Raw genomic sequence first — 17,782 nt, 5'->3', positions numbered from 1 at the left:
GCTTATTTAGTTGAACCACTAAAATTCCTCAGATGTCTTATATAGATGTCTGAGGAATTTTGTTTTCGGGCAGTTTTCCAGAAAACAGCTCAAAAACGAGTTGCAAACCATTTCTCCTTTTTAAATTCCTGAAAGGAAACTGTTTCTAAAACCCTTACCTTTGCACCCCCTTTTTGGTGGGAGTAAAAAATCAGGAGAAAGTTTAGATGTTTAGAGGCGGGTTATTGGTGTTTTTGGGCGCGTGCAGTTTTGGCGTGGTGTCTACGTTTGTGAAGCTGGCTTACAAGCAAGGCTATACTCTGGGTGATGTGACTGGTTCACAGGCCTTCTTCGCCATGTTGATCCTGTGGCCCCTCTATTTCTTGCAAACTAGGTCCAAAGCGTTTAGAGACCAGCAAAAGCCCCAAACCACACCCACCTGGAAACTGCTGCTGGCCGGTACCACCAATGGATTGGTGAGCATGGCGTATTACCAGTGCGTGCAAATGACGCAAGCTTCGGTGGCTATAATTTTACTCATGCAATTCACCTGGATCAGCATTCTCATTGAAGCGATCCTGTTCAAGAAAAAGCCTACGCTCCTGCAAATGTTGGCGGTGGTATTGGTCTTGGGCGGAACGGTCTTGGCCAGCGGCATGCTAGAGACCCAGGTGGAGAACCTAAGCTGGGCTGGTATTGGATTCGGTATGTTAGCAGCCCTGGGCTACAGCATTTTTTTGATTGTAAACGGACGGGTGGGCAATGAACTGTCGCCGGTGAAGAAAAGCGCCTGGATGCTCACAGGTTCTACCATCTTGGTGTTTGTGGTGTTTCCGCCGGTGTTTTTAATCAATGGCAGTTTAATGCAAGGCTTGGGTGCGTTGGGTATTGTGTTTGCCTTGTTTGCCGCCGTGATTCCGCCGGTGCTGTTTGCCAAAGGCATTCCCAGAGCAGGCGTGGTGTTGAGCTCCATCCTGAGTACCGTTGAACTGCCCGTGGCAGTGGCCATGTCGTATTTTATACTGCATGAGCCCGTGACAGCCATGCGTTGGGTTGGAGTGGGCATTATCTTACTAGCACTGGTACTGCCTAACCTCAAACGCAAAAAGCAGCTAGCCACTTTATAACTACAAAGAAAACCACCTAGAAACAGGTGGTTTTTTTATGACCGTTTTTTGACCTGTTTTCGAGAAAATAGGCTGAAAATGGAAGTAGTTGTCTTTAACTGGAAAACTAAATGCAGAAGAGGTAAAGCGATATCAGTTTTTGCGTATACTTGGCAAGAACCAACGTGCACCGCTTCGGGTATGAGCTCCCTGTACATTCCTTTAACCATTACGCGCATCAAAGAAGAGGTGGCGGGCGTGAGAACGTTTGAATTTGCCGGCGAAGAGGCCAAACAGGTGCACTATCAACCTGGACAGTACCTGACCTTGGTATTAACGCAGCAGCATCACCATACAGAGATTAGGCGTTCCTATTCCATCACCTCATCGCCTGTGACAGGAGAGCCATTGGCCATTGGCGTGAAGCGCCAGTCCAACGGAGCCTTCTCCCGGCATTTAGTGGACCTGGCGCAGGTAGGAGACACGTTGCTGACCATTGGAGCGGCGGGTTTCTTCACGCTGCCAGAGGACCTCACGTCTGTTAGGCAGATCTTTTTCTTTGCGGCCGGAAGCGGCATCACGCCCATTTACTCCTTGCTCAAAACAATTTTGATAGGGCACCCCAGGCTACACGCCGTGTTGGTGTATAGCAACCAGTCAGAGCAAACAACTATCTTTAGAGAAGAGCTTTCGGCCCTGCAAAAGGCTTTTCCGGACAGGTTTCACCTGAAGCTCCTTTACAGCGATGCGCCAAAGCTGGACCAGGCCAGGTTGCATAAATCCTTGTTAGAAAAACTGGTGCATGAATGGGCAATTGTGCCCCCTGAGCAAATCTTGGCATACGTCTGCGGACCAGAAAATTACATGCGCATGTGTACCTATGGACTGCGCGGGGCGCATGTTCCCTTTGAGAACATCAAGAAGGAGACGTTCAGTACGCAGAAGGTGCATCTAAAGTCCTTACCGCCAGACCAGGATCCGCATGCCGTAGAGATTTCCATGCTGGGTGATCAGTTCAGCTTTACCGCCCAGTACCCAGACACCATTTTGCAGGCGGCCCAAAAGGCGGGAGTGAACCTGCCCTACAGCTGTGAAGCAGGTAAGTGCGGAAACTGCGCCGCAGTTTGTACCCAGGGCAAGGTTTGGATGTCATATAATGAAGTGCTCACGCAATGGAAACTAGACCAAGGCTATGTTTTAACCTGTGTGGGGCATCCGGTGGGGGGAGATGTGCGGTTAGCGTTATAATTCAAAGTCTTCTACAATCCAATCCATGGCTTCGGACCGCTTCTGAAAGCATTTTATCTCTACCGGGGTGCCATTGGTATTGTGTAGGAGCTGGTCTTCAAAGACGCGATGCAAGGCGTTGGCAGGTTCTACCACGGCCAGTTTTTTGAAGTTGTGCTCCAGAAACTTAGGCAGCCAGGTGTCGGTTACCCATTTTCGGTCTTGGTCACTCAATTCACGCATCTGCACGCGGTTGGCCAGCCAATAGCGCGCATTTTGCTGCACGGCTAGTTCCAGGGCCTGCTCTAAGGTGGGTTTAAAACGGTAAGAACTTACATAGTCCAGCCATTCCATCTCCAGGGTGTTGGTGTCCTCATGAAACCAGATGTTCACGTAGTCTTCACTGTGCAGTTCTTTGGCTTTCGTTAACATTAGCTAAAAGGTTAGAGGTAAACTTACTTTCCGGTTTGCAGAAGCCATTCCAGGGCCGGCTGCTCCTCATCAAACATCTTAATCTCAAATTGGTCACCAATGTGTTGGTGCAATTGGTGGAAGGACATTTTGCCGTAAATACCGGGGGCCAGCACCTGGCTCATGTATTTTAGGCCCAGTTGCATGACCAAAGGCGTCCATGTCTGCACAATCCAGTCATTGGCAATGTCCCAGGGTCCAATCAACTCTTTGTGGTTGTTGAGCAGGCGCGGACAAGGGTTTTCTCTGAGCATGTTAGTATAAAACGTGCCGCCTTCTTTCACTGTTTCAAGGGTTTGGATGCCAATCCAGCGGGCGTGGATGTAAGAGTTGTCTTCGGCGCGTTCTGCTATCAAGAAAGTGTCACCGTTGGGCTTCTTAAATTCTTTTATGATCATGGATGGGGATTCTCCTTTTTTCATTAGCGCTATACCAAAATGGTTGAGCGGTGGTTGTGTAGTTTGTCTGTATCTGCAAAAGTAGTCATTGATTCTACCTTATACCCAACAAAAAAAACGCCCCACTGTTTAGTGAGGCGTTTATTTTGTTTCAAGCCAAGCTGCCTAGCGCATAGTCTGCGGCTGCGGTTTGTTTTTCACGTACTTCTCCAGCCACTGGTCCATTTCCCAGAGCATGTGCATGATAGACTCTTTAGCGGCATAGCCGTGGCTTTCACTTGGCAATACCACGTAACGGGTGGTGGCGCCATGGCCTTTCAAGGCATTGTAGAAACGCTCGCTTTGGATGGGGAAGGTGCCAGAGTTGTTGTCAGCCTCGCCATGTAGCAATAGGATAGGCGTCTTGATCTTGTTGGCGTAGTTGAAGGGTGACATCTTGCCATACACTTCAGGCGCCTGCCAGAACGTGCGCTCCTCTGCCTGAAACCCGAACGGCGTCAAGGTGCGGTTATAGGCCCCGCTGCGCGCAATACCGGCGGCAAACAGATCTGAATGGGCCAGTAAGTTGGCGGTCATGAAGGCGCCGTAGGAATGGCCACCCACAGCCACGCGGTTAGGATCGGCTATGCCCATCTTGGCTACCTCGTCAATGGCGGCTTTGGCACTGGCTACCAGCTGTTCTACATACGTGTCATTGGGCTCTGCATCGCCTTCGCCTACAATCGGAATATCGGTGCGGTCCAAAACGGCATAGCCGCGGGTTACCCAGAACAGGGGAGAGCCCGAACTGATGCGGGTGAACTCATACGGAGAACTCTTCACTTGCCCGGCGGTGGCAGCATCTTTAAACTCGCGCGGGTACGCCCACAAGAGCATAGGAAGGCGGCCTTGCTCTTTCTTATAGCCTTTGGGCGTGTACAATGTAGCCGTTAAGGTCACCCCATCATTGCGTTTGTAGGTGAGCAACTGCTTGTCTACGCCAATCAACTCTGGCGTAGGGTGCGGGAATTTAGTGACGGCGGTTAACTTTTTAGAACCCACTTGGCGCAGGAAGTAGTTGGGCGGATCATTCTCAGACTCACGGCGCGTAATGAAAGTGCCTTTGTCTGCGCTCAACACGCTCACAGGACGCTCATAATACGGGGCCGATGACCTCCACAGGATGTCATTCTTTTTGGTGGTCAGGTTGAATTTGCTCAAGAAGGGACGGTTGCCTTCTGGGGAACCACCTTCACTGATCATGTACAGGTTTTGGCCAGACTTGTCGGTCAGCAGGACGTAGCGGCCGAACTGGTTTTTCTCCATCATCGGCGTGCCTGGGTCTGAGTACAGGTCCTCATAGGAGCGCTCAATCAAGACCACCGGTGCTGCATTTGGTTGGCTGGGTTTTACTTTGATAGTCCGTTCCTGACGGGTTTTCCACCAGCGCTCGGTAACTAAAGCCAAGTCATTGTTGCCCCAGGCAATGCCCGCATATCTTAGTTTGGTGCCTGCCAAAGCTATGGGTTGGGCGCTAAACGGCGCTGGTTGCATGTACACGATGTCGCGCACCGGCACGTCCTTTTTATCATCGCCGCCGTCCTGGGCCTCTATCCAGAACAGGGTAGCGGGTTGGTCTGGTCGCCAGCTTACGCTTCTTGGGCCCGCGGCCACGGCGTTGAACCCAACGGGAATATTCTCTCCTGACGGGATGTCTGCAATCTGCTTCACCACTTTGCCTTGGCGGTCCCAAACCTGCACAACGTACGGGAAGGAGTTGGCCGGTACCAGGTAGGAATAAGGCCGCTTGGTAGTAGCCACCAGAAGGTACTGCCCATCCGGTGAAGTACTAAAACTCCGGATGATGCCTTGCTCGCCTACCTTGGTTTGTTGCCCGTCTAAACTGATTTGCGTCAATTGGCTGGTGAGGTAGTAGTCAAACTGGGCCTCGTCGCTGCGGTTCTTCAGCAAATCCTGATAGGTGCGGGAGGCGGCGGTCTTACCCAGGTTTTCCTGCACAATAGGACCCGCTGGCGTGGTGTTGGTTTTGGGTGCTTCGCCGCGGTTGGGGTTCACCATTTTCACCAGCAGGTTTTTGCTGTCTGGAGTCCAGGTGACGGCGTTGCCATAAGCGTCATTCACCAGGGCGTTGGTAAGCTTGCGGGCCGTGCGGCTGGCCACGTTCATCACCCATAGTGCCACACCATTGCTGGCGGTGTTCAGGAAAGAGACGTGCTGCTCATCTGGCGACCAAGTTACATCCGTTATTTTAGCATTAGCCGGCAAGCCTTGAATGGCAAACTCCTGCCCGCCGTTGATTTTCTTAAGCTTAAGGTTGTTGCTGGAGGAACCACGGCTAGCTCCGTTCACTGCAGGATTGATCCGCAAGCCGCCAATGCGCAGTTCTGGCGCGGCTATCTCTTCAATAGACGGATAGCCCGGGCGCTCCATCACCAGCATCCACTCGCCTTTGGCGTCAAAAGAAACGGTGGGGGTGGCGGGAGCTTCAATGAGTTTCGCGATGGATTCTGCGGGGCGTTGGTAGGACACGTTCAGGTCTTTGTTGCCCTGTGCCATGGCCGATCCGCTCAGGGAGAGGGCCAGCATCCAAACCGCCACTTTGGAACGGCGCGATAGTATGAAGTTGGACATATGTTGTTTGTTAGGTAAGGAAGGATTTTCTGCATTCAATCTACAAAATCCAAGTCAATTATACCTACTGTCGTTTTTGGCCTGTTTTCTAGGAAATAGCCCATTTTCGCACAGTATTGGCAATCCATCAATTGGGCTAGCAGCTTTCTAGTGAATTGGTCATCCGTCTCCAGGCATTCGTTTCTAAAAGTGTTTTGCTGATTTAGTCGCAATTGAAATATTATCGTAGAATAATACCAGGTTCCTGCGCCTCGGGGAAAGGTGAAGCATCATGCCTTTCACAACTGCTTTTTGGGTTTCGTTAGTCTTGCCGCCATCACTACCAATCCGTTATGAAATCGTTTCTGCCTGTTCTGTCTATAAGCTTCTTGCTGTTTGTTGCCGCAGCCTGCACGCCCCAAAAACCAATTCTCTGGAAAGTAACGCCCACTGGCTTAGCAGGCCACTCCACCACAGTGTTAGGCAACCCCTCCCAGGCCGCTGGCCGAGGAACAGCAACCGCAGTGGCCTTTGACGGCGTAGACGACGGACTTGTCACCAGCTTTAATGAAATTGCAAATGTGGACGAATTCACCGTAGAGGTGATTTTTAAACCCAGAGCCACTACAACTGCCACCAACCGGGAGCAACACCTTGTGCACATTGAAGACCCCGCCAATCCCAACAGACGCCTTTCTCTGGAACTCAGGATCACGGACAAAAACCAATGGCAAGCACACTTCTCTGTCAAGTCAGACAACGGCCAACTCAACCTTATGGACGCCTCCAAAACGCACCCGTTAGACAAATGGGCTACCATGACCTTGGTATACAAAGACAAGAAAATGACCGGCTACGTGAACGGCATGCCCGAGGTGAACGGCGAGCTGGAATTTCTGCCGCTGCCAGCCTCGGCTAAAACGTCTATTGGTGCAAGCGTAGACCAGCGCAACTGGTTCAACGGCGAGATTGAAACTGTCCGGTTCTTTAAAACCGCCTTGCTGCCCAAGAAATACTCAGAGGGAATCCCCAGCACCACTAGGTAATCTGTCAAAAAAATAGAAAGCCGTTTTTAGCCTGATTTCTCAAAATCAGGCCAAAAACGGCTTCGTTGGTCTTAAGGCTGAAGTTGGGTTTACAGGGTCATGTACCTTCTTACTTTTTCTACCATGTCAGCGGAGCCAATCACCAGCGGGCAGCGTTCGTGCAGTTCTGTAGGCTGTTTGTCCAAGATGCGCTCCACGCCGTCGGTGGCTTTGCCACCGGCCTGCTCGGCTAAAAAGGCCAAGGGATTGCACTCATAGAGCAACCTGAGTTTGCCACCGGGGTTTTTAGTGGAGCCCGGGTAGAAGTAAATGCCGCCTTTCACCAGATTCCGGTGAAAGTCTGCCACCAGAGATCCAATGTACCTAGATGAGTATTTTTCTGATTTGCAGTAGGCCAGGTAGTTCTGAATGCCCAGCGGGAAAGAACTCACATTGGCCTCATTGCAGGAATATTGGCTGCCCATGTTGGGCGTTTTGATGTCGGGGTGCGAGAGGAAGAATTCGCCCAGCGTGGCCTCATACGTGAAGCCGTTCACGCCGCGGCCGGTTGAGTAGACCAGCATGGTAGACGCGCCATACAAAATATAACCTGCCGCCACCTGCCTGGTGCCTTGCTGCAGACAATCCTCTAAGGTGCCGTCTGCGTTGGCCTCAGAAAGTCTTCTGTAAATAGCGAAGATGGTGCCCACCGGAATGTTCACGTCAATGTTAGAAGAGCCGTCTACGGGGTCCATGGCCACGATGTACTTGGCATGCTGGTTGCCGGTATGGATGAGGTCTTCCTCTTCCTCAGAGACGATGGTGCAAACCTCGCCGCCGTTGCGCAAAGCCCTTATGAACCGGATGTTGGCAATCACGTCCAGTTTCTGCTGCTGCTCGCCCTGTACGTTTTCCGTGCCCATGTGGCCCACCGTCTCCAAGTCAAACCGACTGATGTCCCGGGCTACAATTTTGGCGGCCAGTACAATGTCCCGCAAAAGCTGCGACAACTCCCCGGTAGCGAAGGGGAAGTCCTCCTGTTTTCTCTGTATGAATCTGTCTAAAGTAGTGCCTACCGGCAGGGCTAATGCATCGTTCATGGTAAAGAAATAGTGACGCTCTCCAGCAAGGGGAAAGTGGGTGGAAAAGAGAGGTTGAAATAGCAGAAAATAGTCCGCTTATCAATTCTACCCCAATTACGGAAATTGAAGCCAAAGAGAGACCTTTTTGTATAAGTACTAAGGCAAAGGAATATAAATGACTTGGACTACCAGGTGTTGCTTTCTTAGACATCCTTCGTTTTTCGCCTCTTTTTTGGAAATCAGGTTAAAAACGAGGTTCATGGATTTTAGTCACCGCCTCCTGAAACCCAAGTCCTTTTTAACCCTGCCAGATACCATGCGTAAACATTAGCTCAACTTATACATCTACCACCATGGCTATACAAGACGAAGAGAATACCAACCCCAACCGCGTGAAGAATGTGAACGATTCTCAACACCAGCGGAACGCCCCGGGCAACAAACCAGACCCATCGGCTAAGCGTAACGTGGGCCTAGGCGGCGACTTGGAACGCAACGATCAGAAGGACCGGTTGGAGAACCTGCACATTGGCGGCAATGAAGTGACGGGCATGGGACACTTAGACAGAAACAGCACTGAGTCTCATAACCAAGGCCCCGGCTTTGAAGCAGAAGGCAGTGACACGTTCATGGGCGGGGAAAACAACGGCATCAGGATGAAAGACCAGCCACTGGACGAAGGCCAGGACCAAGCCTCCAACAACCCGGAACCCGGTAAAATTTAACAGTCGTTTTTAGCCTGGTTCTTGGGAAACAGGTCTAAAACGATTCAGTTTAACAGCACCATAGATTTAATAACAGCAACGCCCGTTTCTTCCATGTGGAGGAAACGGGCGTTGCTGTTTTGGTGATTTTTGCAGTGTATTCTTACTCAGTAGGATACCATTTGCGGAGGCGAACGTCAATTTTCTGGTTGCCGGCGTCTACCTTTTTCTTGAAGGCCTGTACATCGCTTAGGCCGCTTTGACCCCGGTAATGATACGGATACACTACTCTGGGTTTGAACTTGAGTACGGCCGCTGCGGCCTGGTCTACGTCCATGGTGAAGGGCAGGTTCATGCAGACAAAAGCTACGTCAATGCCTTTCAGGTTTTCCATTTCTGGAATGTCCTCGGTGTCTCCAGAGATGTAAACGGTTCTGCCTTTAAAGTCCAGGATGTAGCCATTGCCACGTCCTTTGGGATGGCGGGAATCTGGCGTCTCGGGCAGGTTGTACATGGGCACGGCAATGACGCGCACATTCATGGTGGTGGTGTCTTCGCCGTTGGCCAAGTCTATGGCTTTGCTTCTCATGGTTTCAGGCAGCATGTCTACCACCGCCTGCGGGGCAATAATAGTGGCTTTGTGTAGGTTGAGAGTCTCCAGAGTTTTCAGGTCCAGGTGGTCCCCGTGAATGTCTGTGATGAGGACCATGTCTGGAGCCGGGAGGCCTTTGTATAAATCGCCGCCGCCATATGGGTCTACCAGAATGGTTTTGTTGTTCCAGTTCATGGCAAAGGAACCGTGCAAAATGGGTTGAATGGTGATTTCACCTACCCGGGTAGGAATGGCGTCACCGGCGACCTCTTGGGTTTTACACGCAGAAACCCCCAGCAAGGCGGCCAGGGAAAGGAGTAACAAGTTTTTTTTCATAGGAAGAGTTTTTTCAGGTAGAAATGGATATTGCCCATACGCGAATAACCATGAAAAAGTCTGGATGTTTGCCATGGTCATCCAGAGATGCTATTTATTTAGCCACCAATTCTTTGAAGGTCTCTTTGCCCGGGTGCAGGCGCTTTAGATTAGTCACCAACAACAAGGCCCTGTCAATGCGCAACTGGCTGCTTTTTACACCAGCCACGTATTTCAGCACATACCGCTTCATGCCGTCCTTCAATAGATGGAAACGAGCAGCGCCCTCGGGGTCTTGGAGCAGGACCTCCGCTAGTTCTTCGGGCATTGGAGTGCCATAGGTGCTGTAGTCCTTCTCCAGGGTTACTTCCACCTGGTCTTGGTGGGTCAAACCCAAGTCTTGCATGCGTTTCTTTGTGAGCGTAAGGTACCCAGAACCATTGCCCAGCGCAACCAGCCCGCATTGAAAAGTCAGTTTGTTGCTGATGGTACAAAGTAGCCTCACTTTTAAGGTTCCGCCCAATTCCTGGATAACCTTAGGAGGCACCTCCAGGTAATGCGTATTGACGAGGTGGTCCAATCTTTGGATAGAGGTAATGTATGATATGCCGTTTGGAGATGAAGCCAAGGATGCTGTTTGTTAAAGGTGATTTTAATACAAATTTATGTGGAAGGATAAATTTCTATATGCATCTGTTTTATGCCTCTTTCCTAGAAACTAGCCCAAAATTGGAAAGATAATAACTCGTAATGCTCCAAAAAAAGTAGGTTGAATTGATATGGATTCTTGCGCAGCAAAGTTTGGTTGAGTTTAGAAATGCAAAATAGCTTTTCTACTTGATGCGTTTCTATTACTACAGCATTTGTTTAGAACCTAGTATCTGTTTTTGGCCTGCTTTCCAGAAAACCGTCCAAAAACAGATACTAGAAAGGCCCTGCATTTTTAAAATGCAGGGCCTTTTCTGATAGAAATATTTCTATGGAATATCTATTCTGGATCTCTTGAATTGAGAAGGTTCTCGGGGACAAAGAGTTCACCGGTATGCATGTCTAGCAGGCCGTTGCGTTCGTCTTCAATGTTGGTGGCCTGGGTGTAGACATCACCGGCTACGTTGCGCTTGCGCATCTCTTGTTTGAAAAGTTTAATGCGGTTGGCACGCTCCTCTAGGTCATTAGGCCCACCGTAATCTGAGAAGCCAAAGCCACCCCATTCGCTAATGATCAAAGGGGTTTGACCTCTATAGAAATACGGATCACCTACAACCAGCGGGAATGCCGCCACGCCTTCCATCTGGCCGGCCGTGATTTGATCCAGCACGTGGCACCAGCGGTCCACATCTGGCGTGTACACGTGGGCGGTGAGCAAGTCGGACTTCAATTTACCTTCATAAGAAATGTGCTGCCAGCCGTCATTGTCCACTACCAAGAACTGCGGATACCTAATTTTCATGTAATGGTACACGTCCATGATGTATTGCCGCGTCTCTGGATTGGTGGCAATGTCCTGAGCGCCCCAGTCTTCATTGTACAAACTCCAGATCACCACAGAGGGGTTGGTTTCTATGAGGGCCAGCATCCGAAGCAATTCGGCGCGGTGGTTTTCACGGCTGCGCTGCGTGGAGCTGTGCGGACTTGGTACCTCTACCCATAAGAGCAAGCCAATCTCATCTGCCAGGTTGTAGATTCTGGGGTCAACGCCGGCAATGTGCACGCGTACCAGGTTACAGCCCAGCTTTTTCATGGCATACATGTGGCGGCGCATCTCCTCATAGGTAGCCGTGCCTGGCTGGTACAGGATGCCGTCAATGTATATTTCTTTGTTGTTGAGGTACAGGTGACGGCCGCGCGCACCAAATTTTCTTAAGCCAAAATGGGCTTGGATCTCGGCTACGTACCCGTTGCTGTCAATGAGTTGGGCCACCAGCTGGTAGAGTTTAGGGTTTTCTGGCGACCATTCCTGTGCATTATGTAAGTGTGTGGTGACGTATTGATGCTTTTGGCCAATCTCCAACCGTAGTGGGTAATCAGAGACAGACAGTGGTTCGCCATGCAAGTCTTCGCGGTCATAAATCTTCAGCCGAAGCGTGTATTGGCCCGGGTCATGTATGCGCGTAGTAAGCCCAAACCGCACCAAGGAATCCTCAATGATACTTATCACGCCCACCCTTGATCTCAAGCGGTTGCGCTCCACGGTTTCTAGCCAGATACTGCGCACGGCCCCCGTGTAGGTTTGGTACCAGATGCCTCCGCGCTTGTACACATGGGACTCTTGCTTTCCCCGCGGAATTTCGGCGTCCATGGTATCTGCTACGCGCACGGTTAAATGGTTGACGGGCAGCAGGTGTTCTTCATGAAGCTCATAAGAGAAAGAGGTGTATTCTCCGTAATGGACCTCTTCGCCGTCTACGGTGTGCAACAAGCGGCCATTGAGCCAAACGCGGGTCTCATAGCCACAAGCCCCAAAGGTAATCTGGAACATGGTAGGAGCGCCAGGAGCCGATTTTACCGGACGTTCAAATTCGCGCTCATACCACACCACTACTTTGTCTTGCCAGGCCGGTGTTTGCACATGCCCTTTGGCATTGGCCATGTGTTCTTCTACAGACCCGGGCCAGTGGGCAGTGTGTTGATATTTATACCCCAGGTACCAGGCCTCGCGCAGCCCGCGGTCATCTGGGTCTATGGCAAAATCCCATTCGCCGTCCAGGATGTAGTGTGTATTTGGCCGCAGTACCGCGCGGGGCAGGGGGTTTTTATCTTTTCGGTGCGCGATGATCTCATCTTCCTGTATGCTTTCTGTAACACTTAGGTTAGGTTGGTTGGGCTCCATAGTCAAGGCAATTTTTGAAACTGATGTAAAAGGATTTCATCCTATAAACGGGAAATCTCAAATCACAGCCATATCCTTTTTATCCTAAAGACTAGGATGCATTTTCTAATTGGGGATTTCGGCTTACCACGTCAAAGTTTTAAGATTGGCATTCAGAAAGGCTATGCTTGAGGGGTAAATGTTTTTCAGATAACAAGAAAAAGGCGACACCCAATTGATGGAATGTCGCCTTTTGAATAGAGTAGGAGGAGGCTTATTTTAAGAACTCTTCCAGTTGATTGAAAATACCGCTATAGCTTTGGTGCATGGCCGCATGTCCTTCAAAATAGGTTTGTTCTTCTTGCGGCGTGGCATTGATGGGCTTACCCGTCAAGGTGAGAAGTGTTTTGCCATTCTGTTCTTGCAATGTGACTACATTGTACATCTCTACGGGCCAAGCCTCACTAAAGGGAGCGGCTTGTAAATTGCCTTCTTCGTCTGTGAAAGCGTCAATGTACTCCAAGCGGTTGGGGGCTTCTACTTTTTGGTAAGTGCATTTTCCCCACATGGTGGGCATTCCTTCGGCACTCATCCCATACAGAAAGGTGCCGTTGGGAGTAGGGTTAAACTCTTTAACCTGCAAGTCAAAACCAGCAGGGCTCCACCACTGTTTTAGGTTTTCTGCCTGGGTCCAGGCGTGCCATACCTTCTCAACTGGAGCGTTAATCTCCTGAGAAATGACAAAATCTTGATACGATGCCATACTGGATGCTTTTATAGGTTACCTAGTTTTTCTCACCCGGGAAATCATGGTTTATCATCCAGTTGATGCCAAACTTGTCTTGGAACATGCCAAAGTAGGCACCCCAGAAGGTTTTCTGTAAAGGCATGGTGATTTTGCCACCTTGTGACAGGCCATTGAACAGCTTGTCTGCCTCTTCCTGGCTTTCAGCGTTGATAGACAAATGAATATTGTCCCCCATAGCTACGCTGTTTTTCATAGACTCTACCGTGTCTGAACCCATCAAGACAGAATGGCTGTCAATGGGCAGAGAAACGTGCATGATTTTTTCCTGGTCTGCTGCTGGCATCTGGTCCTGGCCGGGAATATCTTTAAAACGCTGGAAAGTAGCGAACTCCCCACCAAATACTGATTTATAAAAATTAAATACCTCTTCTGTGTTGCCGTTGAAGTTAAGATAAGCGTGAATAGATGCCATTAAAGTGAAAGGTTTAGTGAATGATGGTTTGAGCAAGTAAGGTACAGAGATTTTAAAGGTTTAGCCAACCAGCCATATTAGATTTTATCCACGTACTCCATCCTGTAAAGGTCAAAGCCAGGCGCCCAGTAGTCTTTGACCACCTCCACCAATTGAAAGCCATTCTTCTCGTAAAATCTATACACCACTTGGGAGGTGCGCACGGTAATATGCGTCACTTGGTGCACCTCCAGGAGCCTGGCAATTCTGTAAGTAAGCAGCGCCCGCCCTAAACCCTGGCCTTGGAAATCTGGGTGCAGGATGTCCCAGCTTATTTTGCCGGTCTGCCCGTCCTCAGAGAAGTTAACGCCCCCGCAGCCCACTACCCGGCCTTGGCGCTCTAATACAAAGTACTCCTCTGTTTCATGTTGCAGGTATTGTAGGAAATCTGGTTCTTCTTCTGGCGCAAAATAGCGGGGCGTATTCAGCTGGAGCAACTGAAGGAGCGCTTCCTGGTCTGTCGGTGTGTATGGCCTTATAGTAAGGTTTTCCAAGGGTGATGAGTATGATGAACCGGTAAACCTACAAAAGGGAGATCAAATAGTGGCTGTCTCTTGCTGAGAGACAGCCACTAGGGTTCACCATAAAGGTTCAGTCATGATGCCTGCAGGTGGATTAATACTTCTCTACTACTATGAATTTATGCTTTTTGGAAGGCTTTTTACTGGTGGTGTTCAGGATGTACATTTCTTCTGGAAGGGCAGAAGTGTTGAGGGAAGCGTTTCCTTTTAGGGTTTGGGTTAACAAAACCCTACCCGCCATGTCTGTCACGAAGACCTCAACAGGTTCCGGCCAGGCGGAGTTGATAATTAGGTTTGTCCCCCTTTGCACAGGATTAGGGTAAACCTGCAAGGGTTCACCTCCCAAGTTTAAAGAAGTGCTGCTGCTTGACGCGATGGCTTCAACGTCCACAGAGAATACGTCTGTTAGGCAATTTCTGGGGTCTATGACTTGATACGTGGATGACGTGAAAGGGTTGACTGTAATACTTCTGGTTATTTCTCCGGTGGACCATAGATATTCCCCTACCCATGACGCCGACAATGTGACGGGTTGGCTGGAGGTTGCGGCCACGGTCTTAGATGTATTCACGTCCTTCATGATGGTAAACTGGTCAAAGACGGTTCCATCTTTCCGGAGCATTTTAGAGTCCAGCCTGTTGTCTTCTACCTCCAGGTACACCATGCCCCCATCATTGACCGCAAAGGGCAAGGCATTGTGCGGGTAGCCAGGCTCCACGGTACCGGAGTTACCCGCCGAACCAGCCACTACGTAGACGGTTCCGTGGTTTCCAGTGCCTGAGGTGGTGACGTATGGACAAGAATTCGCGCTTCCATCATATTGGGCGCTGGACGTGCTCTTGGTATGCACGGCAGGGTCAAACGTAAGTTCTGGCCCGTAGAAACGGTCTAAGAGGTATGACCTTTCATAGTCATGGCTATGCCCAGTAAATACCAGGTCTACGCCGTATCGCTCTATGATTCTTATGAAATTATCCCGCAGCCTGCGCATGTCTCCCTCTGTGTCTGAGTTATGACTTCCCATGGAATGGGGTGGGTGGTGCCAATACAGGATGGTCCACTTCTTAGTGTTTGCCTCCAAATCTCGTTTCAGCCATTGCACCTGTACGCCCGTGGTGTCATAGAGCTTGGTATTGTCAGCAGGTTCTATGCCGTACGAGTCAAGGCTTACAAAGTGAATGTTGCCCCAGTCGAAAGAATAATAGGCCTTTGTGTTGGAGGGGATACCCCCAGATTCTCCTTGGGTGGGCATGGAGAAACTGGTGTAATACCCGCTTTGGTCACGGGAGGTAAGCGGCACCAGATGGTAGTCATGGTTACCTGGGGCCGGAAAAAGCACGTGGTTTCTAAGGATGTTGCCACCGTACGGAGCAAAGAACTCCTTCTGGTAATCTGCCTCTGTGCCGTCTTCATAGGCGTTATCACCTAACAGCAGGAGCAGTTCTGCGGGGTTATTGCCCGTGTAATTTAGGTAGGAGTTTAGGGTGCCCGTTCTGTTGCCATTGCTGTCTTTGCCACAATCCCCAAAAATGGCGACCCGTATCTTTGCCTTGCTGGTGTCTGCTGGGGCGGTATGAAAGAAATTGCTTGCGCCGGTCTGTAAAATATGCGTGGTGTTGCCTATTCTGTAATAGTATTTAGTTTGCGGCAAGAGGCCCTCTACCCGCACCTCATGGTCCGTTGTTTTGGCTGTACTGCTCTTCTCTATGGGGTAGTTTCCCAGCAGGGTGCCAACTTCCACCTTTGATTCTGTGGCTATGTCCGTGCGCCATTTTACACTCATAGCCGTTTGGCTTCCCTTTTGCAAAAACGGGCCTCTCACAAGGACTGGGACTTGGGGGGTAGTGGTGCCGCCGCTGCCAATCACCTCCAGGTCAAAGGAGATATCTGAGCTGCTGGCATAATTTTGATGCACCTCCACGGCAATGACGTTGACACCGGCCCTGAAAGCGGTGGCCGGCAAGGTAAAGGATATGGTGGCCTCATTACTGGTAGCGGCTAAGGTGGTATAGGACACGGTGCCTGTGGGCATGTTGCTCCTGAACACCTCAGTCCCATTAACATACACAACAGCTCCGTCGTCACGAACTAACTTTAGGTTATAGGAGGTATAGGCTACGTCGGTTGGGATAGTGATTGATTTCCTGAAGTAGTAGGTGATGTATTTGCTGCTAGTATTGGGGCCATAATTCAAAATGGTGCTTTCATCGCCGTCCCCATAACCAAATTGCCCATTGCCAGATTTCCATTGGCTATCATCAAAAGTGCTGGTCCGCCAGGCTGTGCCCTGGTCCGTACCATTGTCTAAATACTTCCAGGTAGATTTTAAGGTAACGGGCAAGCCGGGCAATGGCGTTACTGGCGGGGGAGAAACAGAGTAGGTTTGCCCACCTGAAAAGCCGTTAGCAATAGGATTGCCAGCTGCGTCATTGACGCTTGCCCCTTCTTTAAGATCCAATCTGAGTACCCCGGTGCCGGTGATGGAGCTGAAGGTAATATCATACAGTGCGCCCTGGGTGCCCACAGCTGCCACCGCATTTGACCCAAATGATCCATTCACCGTTCCAGAAGTGGTAGTGACAGAGAAATCTGATATGTCCACCCCTGTAACCGGTTCTGAGAACGAAGCCCTAAAAGTAAGGGAAGTAGCGTTTGTTGTTTCCGTTAAAGGATTCTGGCGGCTTATACTCAATACCGTTGGCGGGGTAGTATCCACCGGGAGAGCCGACTGGATGGTATAGGATTGACCTGACGTGAATCCTGCAGCTAGGGCATTTCCTGCTATATCATTTATTCCCGTGCCGGTGCCTTTCAAGTCTAGCCTAAGGGTGCCTTCGCCTGTAGTATTAACAGAAATGTCATACGTTGAGCCAGATAAGGGTAGCACGCTGCTTACTGTACCCGTAGTTGAGTTGGTAGTGGTGGTGAGGAAGTCATCTACAGTGACACCTGTCACAGGTTCATTGAAAGTGGCCCTAAAGGTTACAAGCCCAAACGGAGCGGTAAGGGTTAGAGGAGCCTGCCTATTGATACTTACCACAGAAGGAGGTGTAACGTCACCAGATGAGGTCTTTAGGGTGGCTATAAGCGCCAGGTCAAACGCCATATCTGAGGTATTGGCCTTTTGCTGGTGCACCTCCACGGCAATAACATTGGTTCCATTTACGAAAGCGGTGGGTGAAACAGGGAAAGTGGCAATGGCCGTACCGTTATCACTTGCTCCGGCGGCCAAGGTGGTGTAGGAGATGGCCCCAGTGGGCATGTTGTTGCGGTAGACCTCGGTGCCGTTCACATACACCACTACCCCGTCATCCCTTTTCACTTGCCCCGTGAAGGAGGCATACTGTGTAGGGTCTTGGACAGAGATGGTTTTTCTGAAGTACGTAGTGATGAATTTTCTTTTGGCGCTTGTCCCAAAGCTTATAGGCGTAGTTGCATCCAATATGCCGTACCCAAATTTCCCGACACCGGTTTTCCAATTAGTTTCAGCAAAGGATACCGCCCGCCAGGCGGTACCTTGGTTAGAGCCGTTGTCTAGGTATTTCCAACTTGAGTTAAAGGAGAATACGGGGGTTTGAGCTACCGCTGTGCTCGTCAGCGCCATCAAATAAAAGAGGATAATAAATTTAACCATGGCCAACCGTTATAAACTTTTGAATTTTTAAATCGAAGGCAGAACCGGCA

15 protein-coding genes are annotated in these 17,782 nt (G+C 50.2%); 4 read left to right on the top strand and 11 right to left on the bottom strand.

Translation table 11 applies throughout. The features are described from left to right. The first annotated feature begins 206 nt into the window (after positions 1–206). On the top strand, positions 207–1,106 hold the full coding sequence (locus TH61_RS16845; RefSeq protein WP_066511896.1) for a DMT family transporter: 900 nt from the start codon (positions 207–209) through the stop codon (positions 1,104–1,106). Positions 1,107–1,286: 180 nt separating this feature from the next. Next, positions 1,287–2,333 carry a 2Fe-2S iron-sulfur cluster-binding protein gene (locus TH61_RS16840; RefSeq protein ID WP_066511894.1) on the top strand — a complete coding sequence of 349 codons (1,047 nt, stop codon included), beginning with the start codon at positions 1,287–1,289 and terminating at the stop codon, positions 2,331–2,333. On the opposite strand, the gene TH61_RS16835 is transcribed toward TH61_RS16840, so the two are convergent. The 3 genes from TH61_RS16835 to TH61_RS16825 form a co-directional block, all read right to left on the bottom strand. Beyond that, on the bottom strand, positions 2,328–2,744 hold the full coding sequence (locus TH61_RS16835) for a hypothetical protein (RefSeq protein ID WP_066511892.1): 417 nt from the start codon (positions 2,742–2,744) through the stop codon (positions 2,328–2,330). The genes TH61_RS16840 and TH61_RS16835 overlap by 6 nt on opposite strands. A gap of 23 nt (positions 2,745–2,767) precedes the next feature. Further along, entirely contained in the window at positions 2,768–3,205 is a 438-nt protein-coding gene (locus TH61_RS16830; protein ID WP_157600746.1) for a hypothetical protein, read from the bottom strand. 141 nt (positions 3,206–3,346) lie between these two features. Then, positions 3,347–5,812: a prolyl oligopeptidase family serine peptidase gene (locus tag TH61_RS16825; RefSeq protein WP_066511889.1), complete on the bottom strand. Its 2,466-nt coding sequence runs from the start codon at positions 5,810–5,812 to the stop codon at positions 3,347–3,349. 332 nt (positions 5,813–6,144) lie between these two features. On the opposite strand from TH61_RS16825, the gene TH61_RS16820 reads away from it, so the two are divergent. Then, positions 6,145–6,837 (top strand): LamG domain-containing protein, encoded by a 693-nt coding sequence (locus tag TH61_RS16820; protein WP_066511886.1) that lies wholly within the window; start codon positions 6,145–6,147, stop codon positions 6,835–6,837. 89 nt (positions 6,838–6,926) lie between these two features. Here TH61_RS16820 and fbp read toward each other — a convergent pair whose 3' ends face one another. Next, a complete protein-coding gene (gene fbp, locus TH61_RS16815) occupies positions 6,927–7,916 on the bottom strand; it encodes a class 1 fructose-bisphosphatase (protein ID WP_066511883.1) in 990 nt (329 codons plus the stop codon). A gap of 335 nt (positions 7,917–8,251) precedes the next feature. Between fbp and TH61_RS16810 the strand changes: the two genes are divergently transcribed. Next, the gene (locus TH61_RS16810; protein WP_066511881.1) at positions 8,252–8,623 is read left to right on the top strand and encodes a hypothetical protein; all 372 of its coding nucleotides are present in this window, start codon (positions 8,252–8,254) and stop codon (positions 8,621–8,623) included. Positions 8,624–8,765: 142 nt separating this feature from the next. On the opposite strand, the gene TH61_RS16805 is transcribed toward TH61_RS16810, so the two are convergent. The 7 genes from TH61_RS16805 to TH61_RS16775 all read right to left on the bottom strand — a co-directional run bounded on the left by TH61_RS16805 (position 8,766) and on the right by TH61_RS16775 (position 17,732). Then, the gene (locus tag TH61_RS16805) at positions 8,766–9,530 is read right to left on the bottom strand and encodes an MBL fold metallo-hydrolase (protein WP_066511879.1); all 765 of its coding nucleotides are present in this window, start codon (positions 9,528–9,530) and stop codon (positions 8,766–8,768) included. 94 nt (positions 9,531–9,624) lie between these two features. Next, entirely contained in the window at positions 9,625–10,137 is a 513-nt protein-coding gene (locus tag TH61_RS16800; RefSeq protein ID WP_066511876.1) for a YdeI/OmpD-associated family protein, read from the bottom strand. A gap of 360 nt (positions 10,138–10,497) precedes the next feature. Beyond that, positions 10,498–12,339 (bottom strand): glycoside hydrolase family 2, encoded by a 1,842-nt coding sequence (locus TH61_RS16795; protein ID WP_066511870.1) that lies wholly within the window; start codon positions 12,337–12,339, stop codon positions 10,498–10,500. 253 nt (positions 12,340–12,592) lie between these two features. Next, the gene (locus TH61_RS16790) at positions 12,593–13,081 is read right to left on the bottom strand and encodes an SRPBCC domain-containing protein (RefSeq protein ID WP_066511868.1); all 489 of its coding nucleotides are present in this window, start codon (positions 13,079–13,081) and stop codon (positions 12,593–12,595) included. Positions 13,082–13,103: 22 nt separating this feature from the next. Further along, positions 13,104–13,538, bottom strand: coding sequence for a VOC family protein (locus TH61_RS16785; RefSeq protein WP_066511866.1), 435 nt, complete (start codon positions 13,536–13,538; stop codon positions 13,104–13,106). 77 nt (positions 13,539–13,615) lie between these two features. Continuing rightward, positions 13,616–14,071, bottom strand: coding sequence for a GNAT family N-acetyltransferase (locus TH61_RS16780; protein ID WP_066511864.1), 456 nt, complete (start codon positions 14,069–14,071; stop codon positions 13,616–13,618). Positions 14,072–14,192: 121 nt separating this feature from the next. After that, positions 14,193–17,732: a metallophosphoesterase gene (locus TH61_RS16775; RefSeq protein WP_066511862.1), complete on the bottom strand. Its 3,540-nt coding sequence runs from the start codon at positions 17,730–17,732 to the stop codon at positions 14,193–14,195. Between the last annotated feature and the right edge of the window lie 50 nt (positions 17,733–17,782).

Source organism: Rufibacter sp. DG15C, assembly GCF_001577755.1.
GTDB lineage: Bacteria > Bacteroidota > Bacteroidia > Cytophagales > Hymenobacteraceae > Nibribacter.
The sequence above is the reverse complement of the archived record's forward strand: the minus strand, read 5'-3'. Positions and strand labels throughout refer to the sequence as shown.

Bases quoted from the DNA above. Each gene is read 5' to 3' on its own strand.
- TH61_RS16845 (WP_066511896.1), top strand. From the start codon at position 207: ATGTTTAGAGGCGGGTTATTGGTGTTTTTGGGCGCGTGCAGTTTTGGC.
- TH61_RS16840 (WP_066511894.1), top strand. From the start codon at position 1,287: ATGAGCTCCCTGTACATTCCTTTAACCATTACGCGCATCAAAGAAGAG.
- TH61_RS16835 (WP_066511892.1), bottom strand. From the start codon at position 2,744: ATGTTAACGAAAGCCAAAGAACTGCACAGTGAAGACTACGTGAACATC.
- TH61_RS16830 (WP_157600746.1), bottom strand. From the start codon at position 3,205: ATGAAAAAAGGAGAATCCCCATCCATGATCATAAAAGAATTTAAGAAG.
- TH61_RS16825 (WP_066511889.1), bottom strand. From the start codon at position 5,812: ATGTCCAACTTCATACTATCGCGCCGTTCCAAAGTGGCGGTTTGGATG.
- TH61_RS16820 (WP_066511886.1), top strand. From the start codon at position 6,145: ATGAAATCGTTTCTGCCTGTTCTGTCTATAAGCTTCTTGCTGTTTGTT.
- fbp (WP_066511883.1), bottom strand. From the start codon at position 7,916: ATGAACGATGCATTAGCCCTGCCGGTAGGCACTACTTTAGACAGATTC.
- TH61_RS16810 (WP_066511881.1), top strand. From the start codon at position 8,252: ATGGCTATACAAGACGAAGAGAATACCAACCCCAACCGCGTGAAGAAT.
- TH61_RS16805 (WP_066511879.1), bottom strand. From the start codon at position 9,530: ATGAAAAAAAACTTGTTACTCCTTTCCCTGGCCGCCTTGCTGGGGGTT.
- TH61_RS16795 (WP_066511870.1), bottom strand. From the start codon at position 12,339: ATGGAGCCCAACCAACCTAACCTAAGTGTTACAGAAAGCATACAGGAA.
- TH61_RS16790 (WP_066511868.1), bottom strand. From the start codon at position 13,081: ATGGCATCGTATCAAGATTTTGTCATTTCTCAGGAGATTAACGCTCCA.
- TH61_RS16785 (WP_066511866.1), bottom strand. From the start codon at position 13,538: ATGGCATCTATTCACGCTTATCTTAACTTCAACGGCAACACAGAAGAG.
- TH61_RS16775 (WP_066511862.1), bottom strand. From the start codon at position 17,732: ATGGTTAAATTTATTATCCTCTTTTATTTGATGGCGCTGACGAGCACA.